Annotated in this window: 22 protein-coding genes and 3 tRNA genes; 6 read left to right on the top strand and 19 right to left on the bottom strand. The window is 49.3% G+C overall.

Annotation, left to right across the window (positions count from 1 at the left end):
* Positions 1–33 precede the first annotated feature (33 nt).
* Positions 34–696, top strand: a complete 663-nt coding sequence (gene thiE / locus D0T92_RS02110; RefSeq protein WP_151049776.1) for a thiamine phosphate synthase — start codon at positions 34–36, stop codon at positions 694–696.
* A gap of 26 nt (positions 697–722) precedes the next feature.
* Here the strand turns inward: thiE and D0T92_RS02105 are convergent, their stop codons facing one another.
* Positions 723–1,223: a GlcG/HbpS family heme-binding protein gene (locus tag D0T92_RS02105; RefSeq protein ID WP_151049774.1), complete on the bottom strand. Its 501-nt coding sequence runs from the start codon at positions 1,221–1,223 to the stop codon at positions 723–725.
* Between the two features lie 464 nt (positions 1,224–1,687).
* Complete coding sequence (gene cyaY, locus D0T92_RS02100; RefSeq protein ID WP_151052938.1) at positions 1,688–2,020, bottom strand: iron donor protein CyaY; 333 nt, start codon at positions 2,018–2,020, stop codon at positions 1,688–1,690.
* 75 nt (positions 2,021–2,095) lie between these two features.
* Between cyaY and lptM the strand changes: the two genes are divergently transcribed.
* The 4 genes from lptM (at position 2,096) to D0T92_RS02080 (ending at position 4,888) form a co-directional block, all read left to right on the top strand.
* A complete protein-coding gene (gene lptM, locus D0T92_RS02095; protein ID WP_151049772.1) occupies positions 2,096–2,257 on the top strand; it encodes an LPS translocon maturation chaperone LptM in 162 nt (53 codons plus the stop codon).
* A gap of 2 nt (positions 2,258–2,259) precedes the next feature.
* Entirely contained in the window at positions 2,260–3,510 is a 1,251-nt protein-coding gene (gene lysA, locus D0T92_RS02090; RefSeq protein WP_151049770.1) for a diaminopimelate decarboxylase, read from the top strand.
* A gap of 60 nt (positions 3,511–3,570) precedes the next feature.
* Entirely contained in the window at positions 3,571–4,167 is a 597-nt protein-coding gene (rnhB, locus tag D0T92_RS02085) for a ribonuclease HII (protein ID WP_151049768.1), read from the top strand.
* Between the two features lie 202 nt (positions 4,168–4,369).
* On the top strand, positions 4,370–4,888 hold the full coding sequence (locus D0T92_RS02080; RefSeq protein WP_151049766.1) for an NADPH-dependent FMN reductase: 519 nt from the start codon (positions 4,370–4,372) through the stop codon (positions 4,886–4,888).
* Positions 4,889–4,971: 83 nt separating this feature from the next.
* On the opposite strand, the gene D0T92_RS02075 is transcribed toward D0T92_RS02080, so the two are convergent.
* The 6 genes from D0T92_RS02075 to D0T92_RS02050 form a co-directional block, all read right to left on the bottom strand.
* Positions 4,972–5,829 carry a hypothetical protein gene (locus D0T92_RS02075; protein ID WP_151049764.1) on the bottom strand — a complete coding sequence of 286 codons (858 nt, stop codon included), beginning with the start codon at positions 5,827–5,829 and terminating at the stop codon, positions 4,972–4,974.
* Positions 5,826–7,568, bottom strand: a complete 1,743-nt coding sequence (locus D0T92_RS02070; protein ID WP_151049762.1) for a bifunctional biotin--[acetyl-CoA-carboxylase] ligase/type III pantothenate kinase — start codon at positions 7,566–7,568, stop codon at positions 5,826–5,828. The genes D0T92_RS02075 and D0T92_RS02070 overlap by 4 nt, the downstream gene beginning before the upstream one ends.
* Positions 7,565–8,074 (bottom strand): D-glycero-beta-D-manno-heptose 1-phosphate adenylyltransferase, encoded by a 510-nt coding sequence (gene rfaE2, locus D0T92_RS02065; protein ID WP_404821663.1) that lies wholly within the window; start codon positions 8,072–8,074, stop codon positions 7,565–7,567. The genes D0T92_RS02070 and rfaE2 overlap by 4 nt, the downstream gene beginning before the upstream one ends.
* Before the next feature lie 141 nt (positions 8,075–8,215).
* Positions 8,216–8,291: transfer RNA gene (locus D0T92_RS02060), tRNA-His, on the bottom strand.
* Positions 8,292–8,312: 21 nt separating this feature from the next.
* A tRNA-Arg gene (locus tag D0T92_RS02055) sits at positions 8,313–8,389 on the bottom strand.
* Positions 8,390–8,434: 45 nt separating this feature from the next.
* Positions 8,435–8,512, bottom strand: a tRNA-Pro gene (locus tag D0T92_RS02050).
* Between the two features lie 354 nt (positions 8,513–8,866).
* On the opposite strand from D0T92_RS02050, the gene folD reads away from it, so the two are divergent.
* Positions 8,867–9,724 (top strand): bifunctional methylenetetrahydrofolate dehydrogenase/methenyltetrahydrofolate cyclohydrolase FolD, encoded by an 858-nt coding sequence (gene folD / locus D0T92_RS02045; protein ID WP_151049760.1) that lies wholly within the window; start codon positions 8,867–8,869, stop codon positions 9,722–9,724.
* A 69-nt stretch (positions 9,725–9,793) separates the two neighbouring features.
* On the opposite strand, the gene D0T92_RS02040 is transcribed toward folD, so the two are convergent.
* The 11 genes from D0T92_RS02040 to D0T92_RS01990 form a co-directional block, all read right to left on the bottom strand.
* Positions 9,794–10,957 carry an LD-carboxypeptidase gene (locus tag D0T92_RS02040; protein WP_151049758.1) on the bottom strand — a complete coding sequence of 388 codons (1,164 nt, stop codon included), beginning with the start codon at positions 10,955–10,957 and terminating at the stop codon, positions 9,794–9,796.
* A gap of 186 nt (positions 10,958–11,143) precedes the next feature.
* The gene (locus D0T92_RS02035; protein WP_151049756.1) at positions 11,144–11,560 is read right to left on the bottom strand and encodes an HIT family protein; all 417 of its coding nucleotides are present in this window, start codon (positions 11,558–11,560) and stop codon (positions 11,144–11,146) included.
* 66 nt (positions 11,561–11,626) lie between these two features.
* Complete coding sequence (rng, locus tag D0T92_RS02030) at positions 11,627–13,123, bottom strand: ribonuclease G (RefSeq protein ID WP_151049754.1); 1,497 nt, start codon at positions 13,121–13,123, stop codon at positions 11,627–11,629.
* A 289-nt stretch (positions 13,124–13,412) separates the two neighbouring features.
* Positions 13,413–13,805, bottom strand: coding sequence for a ribosome silencing factor (gene rsfS, locus D0T92_RS02025; RefSeq protein WP_151049752.1), 393 nt, complete (start codon positions 13,803–13,805; stop codon positions 13,413–13,415).
* A gap of 73 nt (positions 13,806–13,878) precedes the next feature.
* The gene (gene nadD / locus D0T92_RS02020) at positions 13,879–14,487 is read right to left on the bottom strand and encodes a nicotinate-nucleotide adenylyltransferase (protein WP_151049749.1); all 609 of its coding nucleotides are present in this window, start codon (positions 14,485–14,487) and stop codon (positions 13,879–13,881) included.
* 104 nt (positions 14,488–14,591) lie between these two features.
* A complete protein-coding gene (locus tag D0T92_RS02015; RefSeq protein WP_151049747.1) occupies positions 14,592–15,170 on the bottom strand; it encodes a beta-class carbonic anhydrase in 579 nt (192 codons plus the stop codon).
* Positions 15,171–15,252: 82 nt separating this feature from the next.
* On the bottom strand, positions 15,253–16,236 hold the full coding sequence (gene pdxA / locus D0T92_RS02010) for a 4-hydroxythreonine-4-phosphate dehydrogenase PdxA (protein ID WP_151049745.1): 984 nt from the start codon (positions 16,234–16,236) through the stop codon (positions 15,253–15,255).
* A 147-nt stretch (positions 16,237–16,383) separates the two neighbouring features.
* Entirely contained in the window at positions 16,384–17,160 is a 777-nt protein-coding gene (gene lpxA, locus D0T92_RS02005; protein ID WP_151049744.1) for an acyl-ACP--UDP-N-acetylglucosamine O-acyltransferase, read from the bottom strand.
* Positions 17,161–17,221: 61 nt separating this feature from the next.
* Entirely contained in the window at positions 17,222–17,677 is a 456-nt protein-coding gene (gene fabZ, locus D0T92_RS02000) for a 3-hydroxyacyl-ACP dehydratase FabZ (RefSeq protein WP_151049742.1), read from the bottom strand.
* A 4-nt stretch (positions 17,678–17,681) separates the two neighbouring features.
* Entirely contained in the window at positions 17,682–18,734 is a 1,053-nt protein-coding gene (lpxD, locus tag D0T92_RS01995) for a UDP-3-O-(3-hydroxymyristoyl)glucosamine N-acyltransferase (RefSeq protein ID WP_151049739.1), read from the bottom strand.
* A gap of 52 nt (positions 18,735–18,786) precedes the next feature.
* On the bottom strand, positions 18,787–19,299 hold the full coding sequence (locus D0T92_RS01990) for an OmpH family outer membrane protein (protein WP_151049737.1): 513 nt from the start codon (positions 19,297–19,299) through the stop codon (positions 18,787–18,789).
* Positions 19,300–19,311: the final 12 nt, after the last annotated feature.

Here is a 19,311-nt window from a genome sequence, read left to right as displayed (position 1 = left end):
TACAAACAACCTCATCTCCCAAGGACTCAAAAAATGCAAAACCCCCGCTCTTTCCTAAAACTCTACCTAGTCGCCGGTACACAAGATTGTAACCATCTATCCGGTACGCCCGAACAAAACCTGCTTTCGGTATTGGAACAGGCTTTAGCCGCAGGGATTACCTGCTTTCAATTGCGCGAAAAAGGTAAAAACGCCATTCAGGATAAGGCGCGTATCGAGCAACTGGCGGTACAGTGCCGCGACTTGTGCCGCCACTATCAAGTGCCGTTTTTTATTGATGACAATATAGAGATGGCATTGGCCTTAGGCGCAGACGGTGTGCATATCGGCCAAAAAGATATGCCCGTTGAAGAAGCCGCTGATTTGTGCCGTGGCAAGCTGATGTTGGGTTTGTCGAACAATACTTGGGCGGAAATCGAAAAAAACCGCAATAATCCCGATTTAAGCTATTTCGCCATCGGCCCGATTTTTTCCACCCAATCGAAAGAGCAGCCAAACCCGACTGTCGGCATTGATACCGTCCGCGCCATCCGTGAAAAAGGTTTCGACCGCCCGCTGGTTGCCATCGGCGGCATTAAGGCAGACGCCGCCGACACCATCCGCGCCGCCGGCGCCGACGGCATCGCCGTGATTACCGCCATTACCCACGCATCGGATATTGGCGAAGCCGTACGCAGCCTGTTGCCGCAAGCATAATTTATCAGGCCGTCTGAAAGCGTTGATTAGCGGGTGCTGCCGCTTAAAGCCCGTGCACCGGCTTTCGCCACGCTTTCATCTTCGTCTACCGTGCCGCCGCTCACGCCGACACTGCCCACAATCACGCCTTTTCTATCAATTAGCAATTCGCCACCGGCAAAAATCGCCAAGCCGTTATTGGTCGCTTCTATGCCGTATAAAGACTGACCGGGCTGGGCGGCATTGCCCAAAGCCCGCGTAGACATATTAAAATAACGTGCTGTACGGGCCTTGCGTTCGGCAATATCAATGCTGCCCAAATATGCATCATCCATCCGCGCAAAGGCTTTTAAATTACCACCCGCATCCACTACGGCAATATTCATCGGCACTTTAATGGTTTCCGCATGTCGCAAAGCCGCCCGCACCACCTGCTGCGCCTGATTCAAAGTAATATCGCCGGGTAAAGTCTTAACAGGTTCCGCCGAAAAAACGGAAGCACTTAATACCAATGAACACATCAAAGCAATCGGCCGTGTATACCGCATGATTTTCTCCTTTATAAACCGTTTGGCAATCTGCCCGCGCTATGTCGTGCGAGCCTAAAATCTATTATTGATTATCAGTATTAAAATGGTTAATTTATAAACCATTTATAGTTATTCGACCGCCCCGCTCTAATCATGTTCCATAGATTAAAGGCCGTCTGAAAACAATTTTCAGACGGCCTTTAATGATTGAAACCATATCTGTGTAGGGTGTGCGCCGACGGCACGCACGCGTTGGTTGGGATTACTAAAAACCGCGTGCGTGGCTCTCGCCATACACCCTACGGTGTTTTTTAATCGTGTTCTGAATGGTATGTAGGGGCGGATTATATATCCGCCCGCTTGTTTGGGTTGGATAATGTTTGAATAATGTCGGCATGGTTTGATATGTCGGTTCGGTCGGATATTTAATCCGCCCCTACAAAGGCCGTCTGAAAACAATCTTTCAGACGGCCTCAGCCATTTTATTGAAATTTATAAGCTTCGATAACAACATCTTCCCCGGCCGCTGCGCTGAGTGCCTGATTCAATACGCTGAAAAATTCGCTGCCGTCGCGCGTAGCCAGCCATTGGCCGTTGTTTTCAGCGAAATGATAGCCGCCGCTTTTGGCCGCAATCCATAATTCCTGATTGGGGGTGTGGCGGTTGACAATAATTTGTGTGCCGTCGTCGGCTTCGATGGTTAATACATTACCGCTTAGCAGACAGTCGAAATCCCAACCGCCTTCGTCTATTTGGTCTTCAATATGGTTAAATAAGGCGTCGGTTTGCTGTAAAAATTCACTTTCATTCATGATGGGCTTTGTGCACAAGGGCTTTTTTGTTTAAGATACCGCATCTTGCCACATTAGCGCATACAACGAAAGAGCATCATGAAAACCGCTGCATTTTTGCTGGCAGCCGCCTGTTTATTGGCCGGCTGCGGTTATAAAAACGATTTATACCTGCCCAAAGAAGGCGATAAAGCCCGCTTCGGCGTGATTCAAACCGGCTTGCAATTCGAATCCAGAGAACCTACCGCACCCACACAATAATCATGACAACACACGATAATTCAACCACACTCACCAAACTGGCCGATACATTCGGCACCCCGCTTTATGTTTATCAGCAATCGGCACTCACCGATGCCTACCGCGCCTATACCGATGCTTTTGCGGCATTAAACCCTTTGGTTTGCTATGCGGTAAAGGCCAACGGCAATCTGAGTATTCTCAAGCATTTTGCCGCGCTCGGCAGCGGCTTTGATATTGTATCCGGCGGCGAATTGGCGCGGGTGCTGGCGGCCGGCGGCGATGCGGGCAAAACCATTTTTTCCGGTGTCGGCAAAAGCGAGGCGGAAATCGAATTTGCCTTGAATGCGGGCGTTTTGTGCTTCAATGTCGAGAGCCTGCCCGAGCTCGACCGCATTCAGGCCGTGGCCGTGCGTTTGGGTAAAAAAGCGCCGGTTTCACTGCGTATTAACCCCGATGTCGATGCCAAAACCCATCCTTATATTTCCACCGGATTAAAAGCCAATAAATTCGGCATTGCCTATACCGATGCTTTAGCGGCATACCGCCACGCTGCCGCGTTGAGCCATCTGAACATTATCGGTATCGACTGCCATATCGGTTCGCAACTCACCGACTTAAGCCCCTTAGTGGAAGCATGCGAGCGTATTTTACTGTTGGTCGATCAGTTGGCCGCCGAAGGGATTATGCTGAAGCATATTGATTTAGGCGGCGGTGTCGGCATTGTGTACGACAATGAAGAAGTGCCCGATTTGGCAGCCTATGCCGATGCCGTTGCCAAGCTATTGGACGGCCGCGAGCTGAAATTAATGCTGGAGCCGGGTCGCAGCTTGGTCGGCAATGCGGGTGTGTTGTTAACCCGTGTCGAGTTTATCAAGCAGGGCGAAGAGAAAAATTTTGTGATTGTCGATGCGGCCATGAACGATTTAATGCGCCCCGCCCTTTATGATGCCCACCACCGCATTGAAACGGTCGGCGGGGGTGAGGGCGAAGCGTTTACCGCCGATGTGGTCGGCCCGATTTGCGAAACGGGCGACTTCTTAGGCCAAAACCGCCGCCTTGCCTGCCAAGCAGGCGATTTGCTGGTAGTGCATAGTGCCGGTGCATATAGCAGCAGCATGGCCAGCAACTATAATGCCCGCAACCGCGCTGCCGAGGTATTGATAAACGGCTCGGATGTGCGGCTTATCCGCCAACGGGAAACCATTGAACAGCAATTGGCCAATGAGCAGGCTTGTTTGGCAAGCCAACCCCAGCCGCTTGCCGATAACTAAGGCCGTCTGAAACCGCCAACGGCTTGGGCAAGTAACGCCAAGCCGTACGAAAGCCCCGATATGACCCCTACTCTAATCGCCGGTGTGGACGAAGCAGGCCGCGGCCCCTTAGTGGGCAGCGTGTTTGCCGCCGCCGTGATTCTGCCACCGGATTATGAATTGCCCGGCTTAACCGACTCTAAAAAGCTGAGTGAAAAAAAACGCGACCTACTGGCCTTACAGATTAAAGAACAGGCACTGGCTTGGGCAGTGGCTTCTGCCGATGTGAACGAAATAGCCGAACTGAATATCTTGCATGCCACCATGTTGGCGATGACCCGCGCCATACACGGCCTAGTCACGCCGCCGCAAAAAGTATTGATAGACGGCAACCGTATCCCGAAAAACTTAAATATCGAAGCCGAAGCGATTGTAAAAGGCGACAGCAAGGTTTTAGCCATATCGGCGGCTTCGGTGCTGGCCAAAACCGCCCGCGATGCGGAAATGTATGCCCTAGCCGAGCGTTATCCGCAATATGGCTTCGAGCGGCACAAGGGCTACGGCACGGCGGCACATCTGGCGGCATTGGCCGAATTCGGTATTTTAAAAGAACACCGCTTGGGCTTCGCCCCTGTTAAAGCTTTAGCGGCGCAAGGCCGTTTGTTTGCCGACGATTAGCCAAACGCAACCATATAGGCCGTCTGAACCGAACAGCCGATATTTGACAATATTATCTGCTTACGCGCAGAATTTATGTTTGATGCAAAAATCCGACCGTAAACGGCTTCGCACCCTACCAAATTCGGCACCACCTTGCAGACAATAAGTATCCGAATCAGCTTTATTTATTTTTATGTAGACTCTTTAAGGAGTAAAATTAATGACCATCATCGCATTTGCAGGCAGCAATAGCTCCACTTCTATCAACCAGGCATTGGTAAATTATGTTGCCGGCTTCTCATCCGATATCGAAGTGATCTGTTTAAAAGACTATCCTTCGCCTTTATACAGTATGGATATCGAAAAAGCCGACGGTATTCCAAAAGAAACCGTGGCTTTATATGAAAAACTACAAACTGCCGACAAACTGATTATCAGCACATCGGAACACAACGGCAATATGACCGCTTTTTTCAAAAGCCATTTAGATTGGCTGTCCCGCCACAACCGTGCATTTTTAAAAGATAAAAAAGTATTGCTGTTAAGCACTTCCACCGGCCCCGGCGGTGCAATGCACTCACTAGAAATCACCAAAACCACACTGCCCCATTTTGGTGCCGAAATCATTGATTCATACAGCGTTAAAAAATTCAACGATGTTTTCCAAGACGGCAAAGTCACCGATGAAAGCATCAGCAATCAGCTTAAAGATTTGGTGAATAAACTGGTGAACAGCTAATTATTTCAGCCATACCATATAAACAGGCCGTCTGAAAACAATCTTTCAGACGGCCTGTTTATATTCAAACTACTGTGCAGGTTTTATTTACACGCCCCACGGCTTAATTTGCCATAGCGTTCGACAATATTTTGAATGGCTGCGGCATTTTTATCATCAATGTTCACAAACATTACCTGCATTTTAGCTACGCTCAATGAGTTATTTTCCGACGTATTTTGGTCGTCCTGCTCATCAATACGCGTTCCACCGAAACCGGCCGTTGCCAAGCGCGAAATCAATACTTGGGCGGCTGAACGGCTGCGGGTGACGCCCACGCTGATATCGCCTTCATAAAACGTACCGCTGAAGCCTTTGGCGGCCAGATTATCCAACTGCGCCATTGCGTCGCCACCGGAAGGCACCAATACACGGTAGGTTTTTTGCGACTGGGCGGCCTTGGGCTTGCTGCTGCGTTTTTCTACCGTGCGCGAAGCCACATGCGGCCATTGTTTCAGCAGCCCTTTAATACGGTGGTAATCGTCTTCTTCCAAAGTGATGCTGGCATTGCTGGTACATTGGCGGTTTCTATTCGCCACTTGAGCTTCTTTCTGCTCGCGCTCGCGTTTGGCTTTTTCTTGTTGCTCTTTTTTCTCTTTAGCGGCCTGATCCTGTTCTTCTTTGGCTTTTTTATCCATTTCTGCCAGCAGCAGTTCATCGTCTACCGGCTCCGAAACGGCAACAGGTATAGATTCGCTTTCACCTATCCAATCCAAAGCAGCGCTTCCAGAAGCCTCTTTACCCACCTCAATCATAGGCGGAGCCAATTCATGTTGTGCTTCAGCGACAACAGGTATCGTTGGTGCGACGGTGGTTTTTTGTTTTTCCGCCACACGTCCGGCAACCGTTGCGCCGAAAACAATAATATTCAATGCCACCAATACAGCAAAAAGCCATTTCATGGTTGTTGTATCCAGTTCAATAAGCCGAAAATCACAAGATTATCTACAATTTTCACCGTGTTGTCCAAAACAAACGACGGAGGTAACGCCTGCACGACTTTCGGTGCGCCGCCGCCGGTAATGATCACGTCCACCGGTTTTTCCATCCCGACTTTTTCGCGCAAGCGCGCGTGCATCAGCAACAGCGAACCGCATACCGCATCCATCATGCCGCTGGCTAAGGCATTGGCGGTGGTGGTCGGAAACGGGTAAACCCTTCCGTGCGGGCGGTTTAAGTTGGCGGTTTTGAGTGCCATCGATTCTTTCATCAGATGAAAACCGGGCATAATGGTGCCGCCCAGATAATGATTATTATCGGTGAGTGCATCAATGGTAACCGCCGTACCGCAACTCATCACCACGCAAGAATTAGCGGTAAAGCGGCGGCTGCCCAAAGCGTTAAACCAACGGTCGGCACCGTGTTCTTCAACATTGCGGTAGTGGTTGCGTATGCCCAATGCATGCTGCATTGAAGATAGCCATTGCACCGGCTTGGGCAGTTGTTCTGCTACTTGTGCTTTTTTCACTTCGCCGCTGACGATACAACCAATAATCTGCACCGTATCATCACCGCGCTCCTGCCACTCCTTACCCAGCGGGGTAAGGTTGCGGTAAGGCGCGCGCCCGGTATGCCCGATAACACCGTTTTCCACCCATGCCCATTTTAACTGGCTGTTGCCCGCATCTAATAGCAGGTAGCGCTGGGGAACGGCCGTCTGAACGGGTTGCGGGTGCTCATCAGGGCGCAGGCTGATTTCGCCGCTTACCACCAAGCGTTCGCCTTGTTCGGTTTGCAAGCGCAACGCCCCCTGCTCGGTGATGCCGGCCACTACGCCCTCGTAAAGGGTTTCTCCGTTTTGAAACAGGCGCACATGATGGTTTTGGTCGCGGTTGGCGGCCTGATAAGCCCCCATCAACGGCGCGAAACCATGGCGGCCGAATTGGGTTAACACACTGTTCAATTCATCCAATACAGCCGACAATAATTTATCAACGTTCAACGGCGCCGCCTGAAGTACCGCCTGCACCGAAGTGGCCTCTTCGACTTCTTTGGGCAACACAAAATTCAGGCCGATGCCAATCACGGCAACGGTTTTACCGCCGTTGCGTACCGTTTCAATCAGAATGCCGCCGAGTTTGCCGCGACCGACCACCAAATCATTCGGCCATTTAATTTGCGCGGCCACGCCCAGCTTCACCAAAGCACGCTGGCAGGCCAAAGCCACGGCCAAAGCCAAAGCACCCAATTCGCTTTGCGGCTGTTCGAATACTTTGCCGAAGCTGAACATCAGGCACTCACCCAAACGGTTTTGCCAAGTTTTGCCCTGCCGTCCGCGCCCTTTGCTTTGATGATGTGCCACCACCAACAGCCCGTCGGCTTTGTGATAATCGGTTTTTGCAGTTTCCAGCACAATATCGTTGCTGGATGTGCATTCATGATATAAGGCCGTCTGAAAACCATATCGGGCACCAATTTGCTGCAAGCGTGTTTCATCAAGAACTGCCAACGGCCGCACCAAGCGCCACTGCCCGTCGTGCTGGCGCAACAAACCGCGGATATGCGGCGGCATTTGCTGCCACAAGCCGTTCATCTGCTGCGGTTTCAAACCGACTACCCGCCCCAGTGCCGACACATGCTGCGGTTGGCCGTCTGAAAGCGTGGCCAACAGTTTCCAAAGCGGCGGTTTGAGTGCCGTCATGTGCGATCCGCCGTTTCTGATGCGCGGATTTTCGCCAATGTTTGCGTCGTGGAGGTTTGATGTAGAAAAGGAATGGAATACACTTTGCCGCCACGCGCCAAAGTTTCCGCCGAACCGACGATTTTTTCTATCGGCCAATCGCCGCCTTTCACCAAAATATCGGGTTTCACCAATTCAATCAGGTTGGCCGGGGTATCTTCATCAAACCATGTTACCAAATCCACACTGTCCAAAGCTGCGGCAACAGCAGCGCGGTTTTCCAGCGGGTTAATCGGGCGGTCGCTGCCCTTACCCTGCCGCCGCACGGATGCGTCGGTATTCAGAGCCAATACCATAGCCGCGCCGGTAGAACGTGCCTGCGCCAGATAAGTAACATGGCCGCGGTGCAGAATATCGAAGCAGCCGTTGGTAAACACCAGCGGGTGCGGCAGCTCGGCAAGGCGTTCGACCAGCGCTTCGGGCGGGCAAATTTTGCTTTCAAACTCAGGCAGGGGCCATTTTTCCATGATGCTGTTGCTTTCTTTATTCATATAGTAGGAATCATACCGAAGCGGTACGTTTTTAGAAAGATGGGGGTGGCATCGGCTTGATACAACCGATAAAAACCCCGTGTATTTTTTATATATACACGGGGTTTTTATATTATATGGGGTGGCTGATGGGGCTCGAACCCACGACAACCGGAATCACAATCCGGGGCTCTACCAACTGAGCTACAGCCACCACAAGAAAACTTTTAAGACTTGGCGCGCCCGACAGGACTCGAACCTGTAACCGCCCGCTTAGAAGGCGGGTGCTCTATCCGGTTGAGCTACGGGCGCATTGCAGTTCTCATCTTTGCCAGACAAATGTCGGAACGGTAAATCTGGTCGGGGCGGTGGGATTCGAACTCACGACCCCCTGTTCCCAAAACAGGTGCGCTAACCAGACTGCGCTACGCCCCGACGAGAGAAACGAACTATACCGAAACGGATATTTAACGTCAAGCCTGCTATCCGATAATTTCAACATAAAAACGCTATCTGCTTATTTTTATATGGGATTTACCCGCCGTCATACTTTATTCCACCCTTAGCTGTTGTCGTGGATATTTCCCCCAATCCGCCGCTTTAGTACTCAGTATTTTCAGACGGCCTGTTTATAAACAACTCTGCATACTACTGATTGTTCGAATGGTAAAACTTTTACAGCAGTGACACCGAGAAAACCGCTATCGACAATACTGTAGTGGATGAAATCAAGCGCTAAAAATGCGATAATCCGCTTTTTACTTCAACACCAGCAAGGAACCTAATGCTATGAGCGCACAACTGATTAACGGTAAAGAAATCTCCCAACAACGTTTGGAATGGGTTGCCCAGAAGGCAGCCGAGCGCCGTGAAGCGGGCTTGCATACCCCTTGCTTGGCCGTTGTATTGGTTGGCAATGATCCGGCCAGCGCGGTTTATGTCCGTAATAAAAAAATCGCTTGTGAAAAAGTGGGTTTTAAATCGCTTTCTTACGAACTGCCGGCCGAAACTTCTCAAGACGAATTGCTGAAACTGGTAGACGAATTAAACGCCAATTCGGAAGTGGACGGCATTTTGGTGCAACTGCCGCTGCCGCCGCAAATCAACAGCCAAGATGTGTTGGAGCGCATTTTGCCGCATAAAGATGTAGACGGTTTCCATCCTTATAATGTCGGCCGTTTGGCGGTAAAAATGCCGTTGATGCGTCCGTGTACACCCAAAGGGGTGATGACGCTGCTGGAGGCCTACGGTGTAGACCCGAAAGGCAAAAAAGCCGTGATTGTCGGCGCATCGAATATTGTCGGCCGTCCGCAGGCTTTGGAAATGCTGTTAGCGCGGGCAACGGTAACAGTTTGCCATAGTGCCACGCAAAATCTGGCCGATGAAGTGGCTGCTGCCGATATTGTGGTGGTGGGTGTCGGCATTCCGAACTTTGTGAAAGGCGAATGGATCAAACCCGGTGCCGTGGTGATTGATGTGGGCATCAACCGTTTGGAAAACGGCAAATTATGCGGTGATGTGGAGTTTGATGTCGCCAAAGAGCGCGCCGCGATGATTACCCCCGTGCCCGGCGGTGTCGGCCCGATGACGATTGCCACGCTGTTGGAAAACACGCTGCACGCAGCCGCTTTGCACGATAAAGTATAATGCCATCCAAATAAAATTAAGGCCGTCTGAAAACATTTCAGGCGGCCTTTTTATCAATATGCTTTATCTTTATTCCAAAACATTATCTTCCAATATATCAATCGGATCATAGCTGATTTGCGGCAACAGGGTATCCAAAGTCAAACTGCCTGCATCCAAAGTGGGATAGCCGCTGAATGTAACCGAATAGCCGCCGTTGGACTCGCTGCGGATTTTCGCATGCGCGCCTAATGGGAAAGTGACTTTATTGCTGATATGCCCGAACGGAAATCCGGTCAATACCGGCACTTTGGCGACGCGCGCGACCGTGTTGACCACCGAACTGAAATCATAGCTGCTGTCGTATACGTCGCGGGTATTGCCCATGCGGAAATCACCGAACACAATAGCCTGCTGTTTCGACAAAATTCCGGCCAGATGTAAGGTTTGCAGCATACGTTCGATACGGTAGGGCTGTTCGCCTACATCTTCCAAAAACAGAATACCGCCCTGAATATCGGGCATATAGGGGCTGCCGACCAATGAAGCCAAGACGCTGAGGTTGCCGCCCCAAAGCGTGCCTTCTGCATTCACACTTCTGCGTTGGATATTATAAATACTAACAGTGTTTTCAGAATGGGTCGTACCACGGATAAAGGCATCCATCGTATAGGTGCTGGGCACGGCCTTGCCAAATCCGCTGTATATCATCGGCCCGGCAAAGCTGGACATATTGCCTTTGGCCAACAAGGCCAGTTGCACGGCGCATACGTCGCTAAAACCGAAAAATAAAGTGCCGCGCTCGCGCATACGGCCACCAAGCCGGTCGAAATCAATATGTGGCAACAGGCGTATGGCACCATAACCGCCGCGTAAACCCATCAATACTTTCGGGGTTGACACGCGCCCTGTGGCGACATCTTGAAAATCGGCAATCCGTTCGGCATCGCTGCCGGCAAAACGTTGGTAACGGCGGAATGACGCTTCTTGGTTGGTAATGGTAAAGCCTGCGTTATACAAACGTGTCAGACCGGTTTGGGTGCGTTCGGTATTGTCGGCAAAGCCTGACGGCGCAACTACACGCAAAGTCGTATCACCACTACGGCCACTGCGTCTCGGCGGCACGGGTTTGGCTTGACCCGACGGTTTGCCGGGTTGGGTTGTAGATACACTGCCACAGGCGGCCAATACGCCTGCACCTGCCGCGGCGGCAGATGTTTTGAGAAAACTACGTCGAGAATGTTGCCAGCTCATACAAATTCCTTGTTTTTCAGACGGCCTTAGCTCTAATAAGGCGCCCCGTATATTCGGATAAATATTTGCGCGCTATTGTAACGGCTTTATCCCGTACCGTTAAGCGCTGACTGTATATTGTCGGTGCCGGGTTTTATATCCGGTCAAAATTTCAGACGGCCAAAGTGGTTTTAACCCTACTACGGCTTATGCCGCTTCGGTTAACTGCCTTTTTACCTGCTCTTTCCAATTATCCGGCAGCACCACTTCCGCATTGCGTTCGGCAGCCGCCCAAATTGCGGCCGGGAAATTGGCATCGTTTTGAAACCGGGCAATCACATGCCAATGCAGATGCGGTACAAAATTGCCGAAGCTGGCCAGATTAATTTTGGTCGGCTTCAATACCCGCCGCATGGCAGCTTCGACACGGTACACCATATCCATGATTTCATTGCGCTGTTCGATCGGCAAATCGGTCATCTCGGCAATATGGTCCTGCCAAATCACACGGCATAAGGCGGGGGCGTTCGGCTCGTTATCCACGGCAATCACCCGCAAGTGCTCGGTTTGCAATAGCACTTCTTCGTTTTGGGGATGACACAGCGGGCAATTCGGATGGTTCATGTTTTGTATTCCGTTCTATTTTTTATCAACAGGCCGTCTGAATCATCATTCAGACGGCCTTATAAATTACAATAACACGATATCGTATTGTTCTTGTGTATAAGCGGTTTCTACCGCCAATGAAATCGGTTTGCCGATAAAGTCTATCAACATAGCCAGCGATTGTGATTCTTCATCTAAAAACAGGTCAATCACGCATGGCGCAGCGAGAATGCGGAAACTACGTGCATCATAACGTTTGGCTTCCCGTACGATTTCGCGCTGTATTTCATAACATACGGTTTGTGGGGTTTTCAGACGGCCCCTACCCTGACAGGTCGGGCACGGCTCGCACAATACATGGCTGAGGTTTTCACGGGTACGTTTGCGGGTCAGTTCCACCAAGCCGAGGCTGGTAAAGCCGTTCAGGGTAACCCGTGTGCGGTCGAAGCTTAAGGCTTTCGCCAATTCCTGCAAAACAGCTTCGCGGTGCTCTTCATGCGCCATATCGATAAAATCGATAATGATAATACCGCCCAGATTGCGCAGACGTAATTCGCGGGCAATGGTATGACAGGCTTCAAGATTGGTGCGGAAAATGGTTTCATCGAAATTGCGCGCACCGACAAAACCACCGGTGTTCACATCGATGGTGGTCATGGCTTCGGTGGCTTCGATAATCAGATAGCTGCCGAAATTCAGATTAACGCGCGGTTGTAGGGCACGGTTGATTTCCTGCTCGACGTTATAGCTTTCAAACAGCGGGCGTTCACCTTTAAACAAAGTGATTTTTTCTGCCGCACCCGGCACATAAAGCCCTGAAAACTCCTTCATTCGCTGATAATTCTCGGTGGAATCGACCAATATTTCACGGGTATTGTCGCTGAACATATCACGCAACACACGTAAACTTAAAGGCAAATCGTGATACAGCAGGGTTTCGGGGGGCAGGGTTTTCGACTGGCGGCAGATGTTTTCCCAAACTTTGCTCAAATAGTCGATATCAGCCTGCAATTCGGCATCGGTCGCGGTTTCGGCACTGGTGCGGATAATATAACCGCCACCCGAACCGTCTTCCGGCAGCAGGTTTTCCAAACGGGTACGCAGGCTATTGCGCTCTTCTTCGTCTTCGATACGTTGCGAAATGCCGATATGCTCTTCTTGCGGCAGGTGAACCAAAAATCGGCCGGCCAGTGAAATTTGGGTGGAAAGGCGCGCACCTTTGCTGTTAATCGGGTCTTTAATCACCTGCACCAAAACCGACTGCCCTTCAAACAGCATATGTTCTATGCGTTGGGTTTCATCGGGGTTACGCCGCTGCTCCAATACATCGACAATGTGTAAAAAAGCGGCGCGTTCCAAACCGATATCGATAAATGCGCTCTGCATACCGGGCAATACGCGGCGAACGACGCCGAGATAAATATTCCCGACCAACCCATGGCCGCTGTTGCGCTCGATATGCAACTCGCAAACATTGTTTTCTTCCAATACCGCCACACGGGTTTCTTGCGGCGTGATATTCACCAATACGGTTTCAGGCGGGCGTATGGAGTCTTTAGGCAAAGGGATACCGTTTAACATGATTACTCTTTAAATATGAAAATACTTTTGCAATAGATTCTCTATTTTGAAAACCGATTGCAAAAGTTTTTTGAACGAAATATTTTAACTGTTATCGCGTAAAATAGCTTTTAAATCAATTGTAAAAAAATTTAATTTGGGTTTAAGCCATACTGTCGCATAACCCCACGATAAACTAAACAATCATACGCTAAAGGTATGGTTTAGGCAAAGCCAAAGCATGATGAAAAGGCCGTCTGAAAACGGTTTCAGACGGCCTATACAGTTTACTTTATCAGCACTACTGTTTTTAGTTGTCCGCCGCATGCCAAGGCTTTTGCATGCCCTCATGGAAAGAAGGCTTTTCACCGCCCCATAAGGTATCGATATCATAATAATCGCGTACCGCCGGCAGCATCACATGCACCACCAAATCACCGGCATCCACCAACGCCCAATCGCCGCTGTCCTGCCCTTCGCTGCCGATAATTTCAAAACCGGCTTCTTTTAAGTCAACAGCCACACTATTGGCCAATGCTTTGACTTGGCGGTTGCTGTCGCCGCTGGCAATAATCATACGGGCAAACAGCGGGGTTTTTTCCTGTGTTTCCAATACGGTAATGTCTTTGCCTTTAACGTCTTCCAACGCATTCACAGCAATATCGACCATTTTTTGCAAATCATTCAATTCTTGTTCGTTCATAAAGTTTCCTGTTTGTTAAGGTTTTCAGACGGCCTTTTTATTCAATAACAACCGTCTGAAAGCCTGTTCTGCCTTAGCGGCGGTAAAGACCGTGTTTCGTGATATAGGCCTCTACTTGGGGGCCTATCAAGCCTGCTGTGCTTTCATGATTGCCCAAGCGGCGGCGTATTTCGGTAGAGCTGATATTGTACATCGGCGTTTGCAACAGATGCAGACTGCCGTTTTGCAGAGCATCGCCCAGCCAGCCATGCAATTCGCGGGGCGCACGGGCAAGATTGTCGCCTTCGCGCGCGGCGACGGCAATATGAATCTGGCGCACCAAAGTTTGCCATTTTTTCCATGTATGCAGCTGAAGCAGACTGTCGCTGCCGAGCAGCCACCACAATTGTGCCGACGGAAACTGCTGGCGGAAAATCTGCACGGTATCGAATGTATAAGTTGCCCCTTCACGCACGATATCACAATCGCTCACGGCAAAACGGCTGTCGGCTTGGGCGGCCAGTTCAGTCATCGCCAAACGGTGTTCGGCTGCAGTTTGGGTGGTTTCTTTATGGTAAGGGTCGCCCGCCGGCAAAAAAACCACCATATCCAAACCTAATTCGTCGGCAAACGCCCGCGCAATGTGGATATGACCATTGTGTATCGGGTCGAAAGTACCGCCGAAAAGTCCTATTTTTTTCATAAATCAAGGCCGTCTGAAATACCGTTATAACGAAGAAAGCATATTGAGCAATATAGCACAATCATAATATCGGCTACCGACTGCCATACACCATACTTCGAGGATTATGTATTAATCGCACATTCCTGCTTGCCGTTCACAACCACCGTCAGCTTGCCGGTTGTCGGGTGAATCACCAAACCGTGTACGGCAACATTTTCCGGCATCAGCGGATGACGGCGGATAATGCCGACCGTATGGCGCACGCTTTCTTCAACATTATCAAAACCTGTTAGCCAGTTGTCTAAATCAATACCCGCATTACGCAATGTCGTAATACGGTCTTCGGGAATATCATGTTTCCGAACACTATTCAAAAACGTATCAGGATTCAATCCACGCATACCGCAATCATAATGAGCAATCACCATAATTTCTGTTACTTTTAGTTCAAATACGGCTAGTAACAGGCTGCGCATCACTGAGCCCCAAGGGTGGGTGACCAATGCACCGGCATTTTTAATCAGCTTGGCATCGCCGTTTTTCAAACCCAACGCCCGTGGCAGCAATTCGACCATACGCGCATCCATACACGATAAAATCGCCAAGTGCCGTTCGGGATATTTATTAGTAAAAAACTGCGAATATTCGCCGGATTCAACAAATTCTTGATTAAATGAAAGAATATTATCAAGTTCGCTCATGGTTTTCAGATGCTTTTATTAAAACAATCTTTCATTATAACGCTTTTAGGCAGATATTGTCCGAACCAAACCGATACCGTTATCATTGAGGTTTCCAATGCCTCGCCATTGCCAATGCCGTATGTGCAGCTTCCATCAAACTGCCCGAATCGGCACGCCCCGTACCGGCTAAATTCAGCGCCGTGCCATGATCCACCGACGTTCGGATAAACGGCAGCCCCAAGGTAATATTGACGCCCTTGCCAAAGCTGGCATATTTCAAAACCGGCAAGCCCTGATCGTGATACATCGCCAAGACCGCATCGCCACCTTTCAAAATAAACGGCTGAAACAGCGTATCCGCCGGATAAGGCCCGCGCACATCCAGCCCCTCCGCCTGCAATGCGGTTAAGGTTGGTGTGATTACTTCGATTTCTTCATGCCCCAAATGCCCGCCCTCTCCGGCATGGGGATTTAAACCCGCCACCAAAATACGCGGCGCGGCAATACCGAACTTGGTTTGTAAATCCGTATGCAAAATCCGCAAAACCGACGCCAGCAACGGGCGGGTAATGGCGGGAGCAATATCTTTTAACGGCAGATGCGTCGTGGCCAAAGCCACGCGCAACCCACCACCCGCCAACATCATCACCACTTGCGGAGTATGGCTTTTTTCAGCCAAATATTCGGTATGGCCGCTAAACGGAACCCCCGCATCGTTAATAATGCCTTTATGCAACGGCGCGGTTACCATCGCTGAAAATTCACCACTTTGAACACCCTCAAACGCCGTATCCAATAATTCCAGCACATAAGCCGCATTCTCAACATTCAGACGGCCTGCCTCACACGGTGCGCGTAACGGAATCGGCAAGATATCCAACACCCCTTTTTCAGGTGTCTGCTCCGCCCGATAGTCGCGCAAACGAATATTCTTACCCAACTTATCGGCACGTTCGCGCAATAAATCTTTATCCCCCAGCACCACATAGCGGCAGTTTGGTTCGGCAAAAGCCAAATCCAAACAAATATCTGGGCCGATGCCAGCCGGTTCGCCACTGGTTACCGCCAATACGGGAAGTTTCATCACCCATTTCCTTTAGCCAATATAAAGTTTGTATTCTACGCCCATGCCACCAAAAATATTTCAGACGGCCTTTAGTAAAATATGGGGCTACCACATTTATTTAGGCCGTCTGAAACAATATTTTATTTATCGGTTAAATATCAACAATCAACGCACAATGCCGCGTGTCGAGGCTTGAAAGAAATCTTTAAATATTTCAAGCTCAGGGGCGGTTTCAGCCAGTTTCAACACTTCTGCTTTGGCTTCGTCCAATCCCAAACCCTGACGATATAAAATTTTATAAACCTGCTTCACATTGGCAATTTGTTCGGCGGTAAACCCGTTTCGGCGCATGCCTTCGGAATTCAATCCCGCCGGCTCGGCACGGTATCCCGCCGCCATCACATAAGGCGGAATATCTTTATGAACACCTGCGGCAAATGCGGTCATGGCATAGTTACCAATCTGACAGAATTGGAACACTAAGGTATAACCGCCTAAAACCACATAATCACCAATCACCACATGCCCTGCCAAAGAAGCATTATTGGCAAAGATAGTATGGTTGCCGACGATACAATCATGTGCCAAATGCACATACGCCATAATCCAGTTGTCGTCGCCAATTCTGGTTTCCCCTGCACCTGTAACCGTACCGGTATTGAAGGTGGTAAATTCGCGAATAGTATTGCCATTACCAATAATCAGTTTGGTTGGTTCGTCTTTATATTTCTTATCTTGCGGTTGAGCACCTAAAGAAGCAAACTGGAAAATTTTATTATTTTCGCCGATGGTGGTATGCCCGTCTATCACGGTATGGGGGCCGATTTCAGTATGGGCACCGATTTGTACATTTGGTCCGATAACGGTATAAGGCCCAACCTTCACACTGGAATCCAGCTCGGCTTTTGGGTCAATTACTGCGGTAGGATGAATTAAGCTCATGCAGGCTTTCTTTCCCTTATCAGGCCGTCTGAAAACATTCATTCAGACGGCCTTTTTAAATTTATAGTTCTACTGCGCGTTTAGCACACATAATTTCGGCTTCTACAGCAACCTGACCATCAACGGTAGCAACGGCTTTAAATTTACCGATACCGCGTTTATTGGCCATCAATTCCACTTTCAACAAAAGCTGGTCGCCCGGAACCACTTGCCGTTTAAAACGTGCATTATCAATACCGGCAAAGAAATAAATTTCTTCCGGATTGCGGCCGCCCTCACTCAAAATTGCCAACGTGCCGCAAGCCTGTGCCAAAGCTTCGATAATCAATACGCCCGGCATCACCGGAAAATCTGGAAAATGGCCTTGGAAATGCGGCTCATTCATAGTGACGTTTTTGATGGCAGTTAAGGTTTTCATCGACTCAAACGCAGTAATACGGTCGATCAGTAAAAACGGATAACGGTGTGGGATGAGTTTCTGTATATCTTTGGTTTCAATCGGAAACTGGATGTCCATGTGTTTATTCCTTATTTTTCTCAACAGATTGAATCGTTTCCAGCGTTTTTTCAAGCTGTTTGATACGTTTGTTCATTTCACTTAAATGCCGGATATGTACCGCATTACGCGCCCATTCTTTATGGGTTTGCAACGGATAGCAGGTTGCATAATGTCCTGGTTCGTGAATCGAATGGGTTACAGCCGTACCGCCGCCAATGGTGGTTTTATCGCAAATTTCGATATGGCCGACAAACATAGCGGCACCACCGATAATGCAATAAGAGCCGATTTTGGTGCTGCCCGAAATACCGGCACAGGCGGCAATCACGGTATGTTCGCCGATCTGACAGTTATGGCCGATTTGTACCTGGTTGTCGATTTTCGTTCCTTGTCCGACAACTGTATCCGACATAGCGCCACGATCTATCATACTGTTGGCGCCGATTTCCACATCATCATGCAATACCACCCCGCCTGTTTGCGGGATTTTAAACCATGATGATCCGGTAAATGCCAAGCCGAAACCGTCGGCACCAATCACGCTTCCGCCATGTATTTCAACCCGCTCCCCTAATTTGCAACCATGATAAATAACAGCGTTCGGGTGAATGACCACTTCATTACCCAAGACGCAATCATGTTCAACGACAGCACCGGCCAAAATACGGCACCCTTCGCCTAAAACCGTGTTGCCACCGATATAAACATGGGCACCTATCTCACAGCTTGCCGGCACACTTGCGGTCGGCTCGATAACCGCAGTAGGGTGAACACCCGCAACGGCTTTTTGAATAGGTGAAAATAAACGGGCAACACGGGCAAAATATAAATAGGGGTCTTGTACCACAATCAGATTACGGCCACCGAACTCATCAGCCATCTTCTGACTGACAATAATGGCACCGGCATTGCTGTCGGCAACATCAGCCTTATATTTGGGGTTGGCCAAAAAACTAATATGGTCGGCTGTTGCATCGGCCAAAGGCTGTACGGCGGCGATACTGATATCTTCACCACGCCATTCACCGCCTAATTCGGCTACGATTTGGGATAAGGTATAAAAAGCTGATTTCATATATATAAAGGCCGTCTGAATTTCAAGACAATGATATTAAACATGCATCAGCTTAACGTGTGTTCATTGATTTAATGACTCTGTCAGTAATATCATATTTGCTATTGACATAAATAACATCTTGCAAAATCAAGTCGTACCCTTCTTTTTTAGCCAATTCAACAATGACACGGTTGGCATTCTGCTGTAAAGAAGCAAACTCTTCATTACGGCGTAAATTATATTCTTCAGCCAAAGCCGCTTGCTCTGTACGGTATTGCCGAACCAACTCGCTAAGTTCTTTAACGTTTTTTTCTCGCTCAGCACCAGATAATTTACCGGAAGCCAATGTTTTTTCGACATTTTCACCTTTACGGCGAAGTGCTTCCAACGCTTGGTGGCGGCTACTAAATTCTTTTTCCAATGTTTGTTGAATACTCTGTGCCTGTCGTGATTCACGATACACTCGCTCAGTATCAATAAACCCAAGTTTTTGAATACCGTCGGCCACCGCACTACCCATTAAACCCAAGCTCAATGCGGCAGCCACCAAAACATGTGTTAAATACGGTACTGCTTTATTCATAAAAATCCTTTT

Source organism: Neisseria zalophi (genome assembly GCF_008807015.1).
GTDB lineage: Bacteria > Pseudomonadota > Gammaproteobacteria > Burkholderiales > Neisseriaceae > Neisseria > Neisseria zalophi.
The sequence above is the reverse complement of the archived record's forward strand: the minus strand, read 5'-3'. Positions and strand labels throughout refer to the sequence as shown.

What these genes read in the sequence shown, in the direction of transcription:
- thiE (WP_151049776.1), top strand. Translation starts at nt 34, where the DNA reads ATGCAAAACCCCCGCTCTTTCCTAAAACTCTACCTAGTCGCCGGTACA.
- D0T92_RS02105 (WP_151049774.1), bottom strand. Translation starts at nt 1,223, where the DNA reads ATGCGGTATACACGGCCGATTGCTTTGATGTGTTCATTGGTATTAAGT.
- lptM (WP_151049772.1), top strand. Translation starts at nt 2,096, where the DNA reads ATGAAAACCGCTGCATTTTTGCTGGCAGCCGCCTGTTTATTGGCCGGC.
- lysA (WP_151049770.1), top strand. Translation starts at nt 2,260, where the DNA reads ATGACAACACACGATAATTCAACCACACTCACCAAACTGGCCGATACA.
- rnhB (WP_151049768.1), top strand. Translation starts at nt 3,571, where the DNA reads ATGACCCCTACTCTAATCGCCGGTGTGGACGAAGCAGGCCGCGGCCCC.
- D0T92_RS02080 (WP_151049766.1), top strand. Translation starts at nt 4,370, where the DNA reads ATGACCATCATCGCATTTGCAGGCAGCAATAGCTCCACTTCTATCAAC.
- D0T92_RS02075 (WP_151049764.1), bottom strand. Translation starts at nt 5,829, where the DNA reads ATGAAATGGCTTTTTGCTGTATTGGTGGCATTGAATATTATTGTTTTC.
- D0T92_RS02070 (WP_151049762.1), bottom strand. Translation starts at nt 7,568, where the DNA reads ATGACGGCACTCAAACCGCCGCTTTGGAAACTGTTGGCCACGCTTTCA.
- rfaE2 (WP_404821663.1), bottom strand. Translation starts at nt 8,074, where the DNA reads ATGGAAAAATGGCCCCTGCCTGAGTTTGAAAGCAAAATTTGCCCGCCC.
- folD (WP_151049760.1), top strand. Translation starts at nt 8,867, where the DNA reads ATGAGCGCACAACTGATTAACGGTAAAGAAATCTCCCAACAACGTTTG.
- D0T92_RS02040 (WP_151049758.1), bottom strand. Translation starts at nt 10,957, where the DNA reads ATGAGCTGGCAACATTCTCGACGTAGTTTTCTCAAAACATCTGCCGCC.
- D0T92_RS02035 (WP_151049756.1), bottom strand. Translation starts at nt 11,560, where the DNA reads ATGAACCATCCGAATTGCCCGCTGTGTCATCCCCAAAACGAAGAAGTG.
- rng (WP_151049754.1), bottom strand. Translation starts at nt 13,123, where the DNA reads ATGTTAAACGGTATCCCTTTGCCTAAAGACTCCATACGCCCGCCTGAA.
- rsfS (WP_151049752.1), bottom strand. Translation starts at nt 13,805, where the DNA reads ATGAACGAACAAGAATTGAATGATTTGCAAAAAATGGTCGATATTGCT.
- nadD (WP_151049749.1), bottom strand. Translation starts at nt 14,487, where the DNA reads ATGAAAAAAATAGGACTTTTCGGCGGTACTTTCGACCCGATACACAAT.
- D0T92_RS02015 (WP_151049747.1), bottom strand. Translation starts at nt 15,170, where the DNA reads ATGAGCGAACTTGATAATATTCTTTCATTTAATCAAGAATTTGTTGAA.
- pdxA (WP_151049745.1), bottom strand. Translation starts at nt 16,236, where the DNA reads ATGAAACTTCCCGTATTGGCGGTAACCAGTGGCGAACCGGCTGGCATC.
- lpxA (WP_151049744.1), bottom strand. Translation starts at nt 17,160, where the DNA reads ATGAGCTTAATTCATCCTACCGCAGTAATTGACCCAAAAGCCGAGCTG.
- fabZ (WP_151049742.1), bottom strand. Translation starts at nt 17,677, where the DNA reads ATGGACATCCAGTTTCCGATTGAAACCAAAGATATACAGAAACTCATC.
- lpxD (WP_151049739.1), bottom strand. Translation starts at nt 18,734, where the DNA reads ATGAAATCAGCTTTTTATACCTTATCCCAAATCGTAGCCGAATTAGGC.
- D0T92_RS01990 (WP_151049737.1), bottom strand. Translation starts at nt 19,299, where the DNA reads ATGAATAAAGCAGTACCGTATTTAACACATGTTTTGGTGGCTGCCGCA.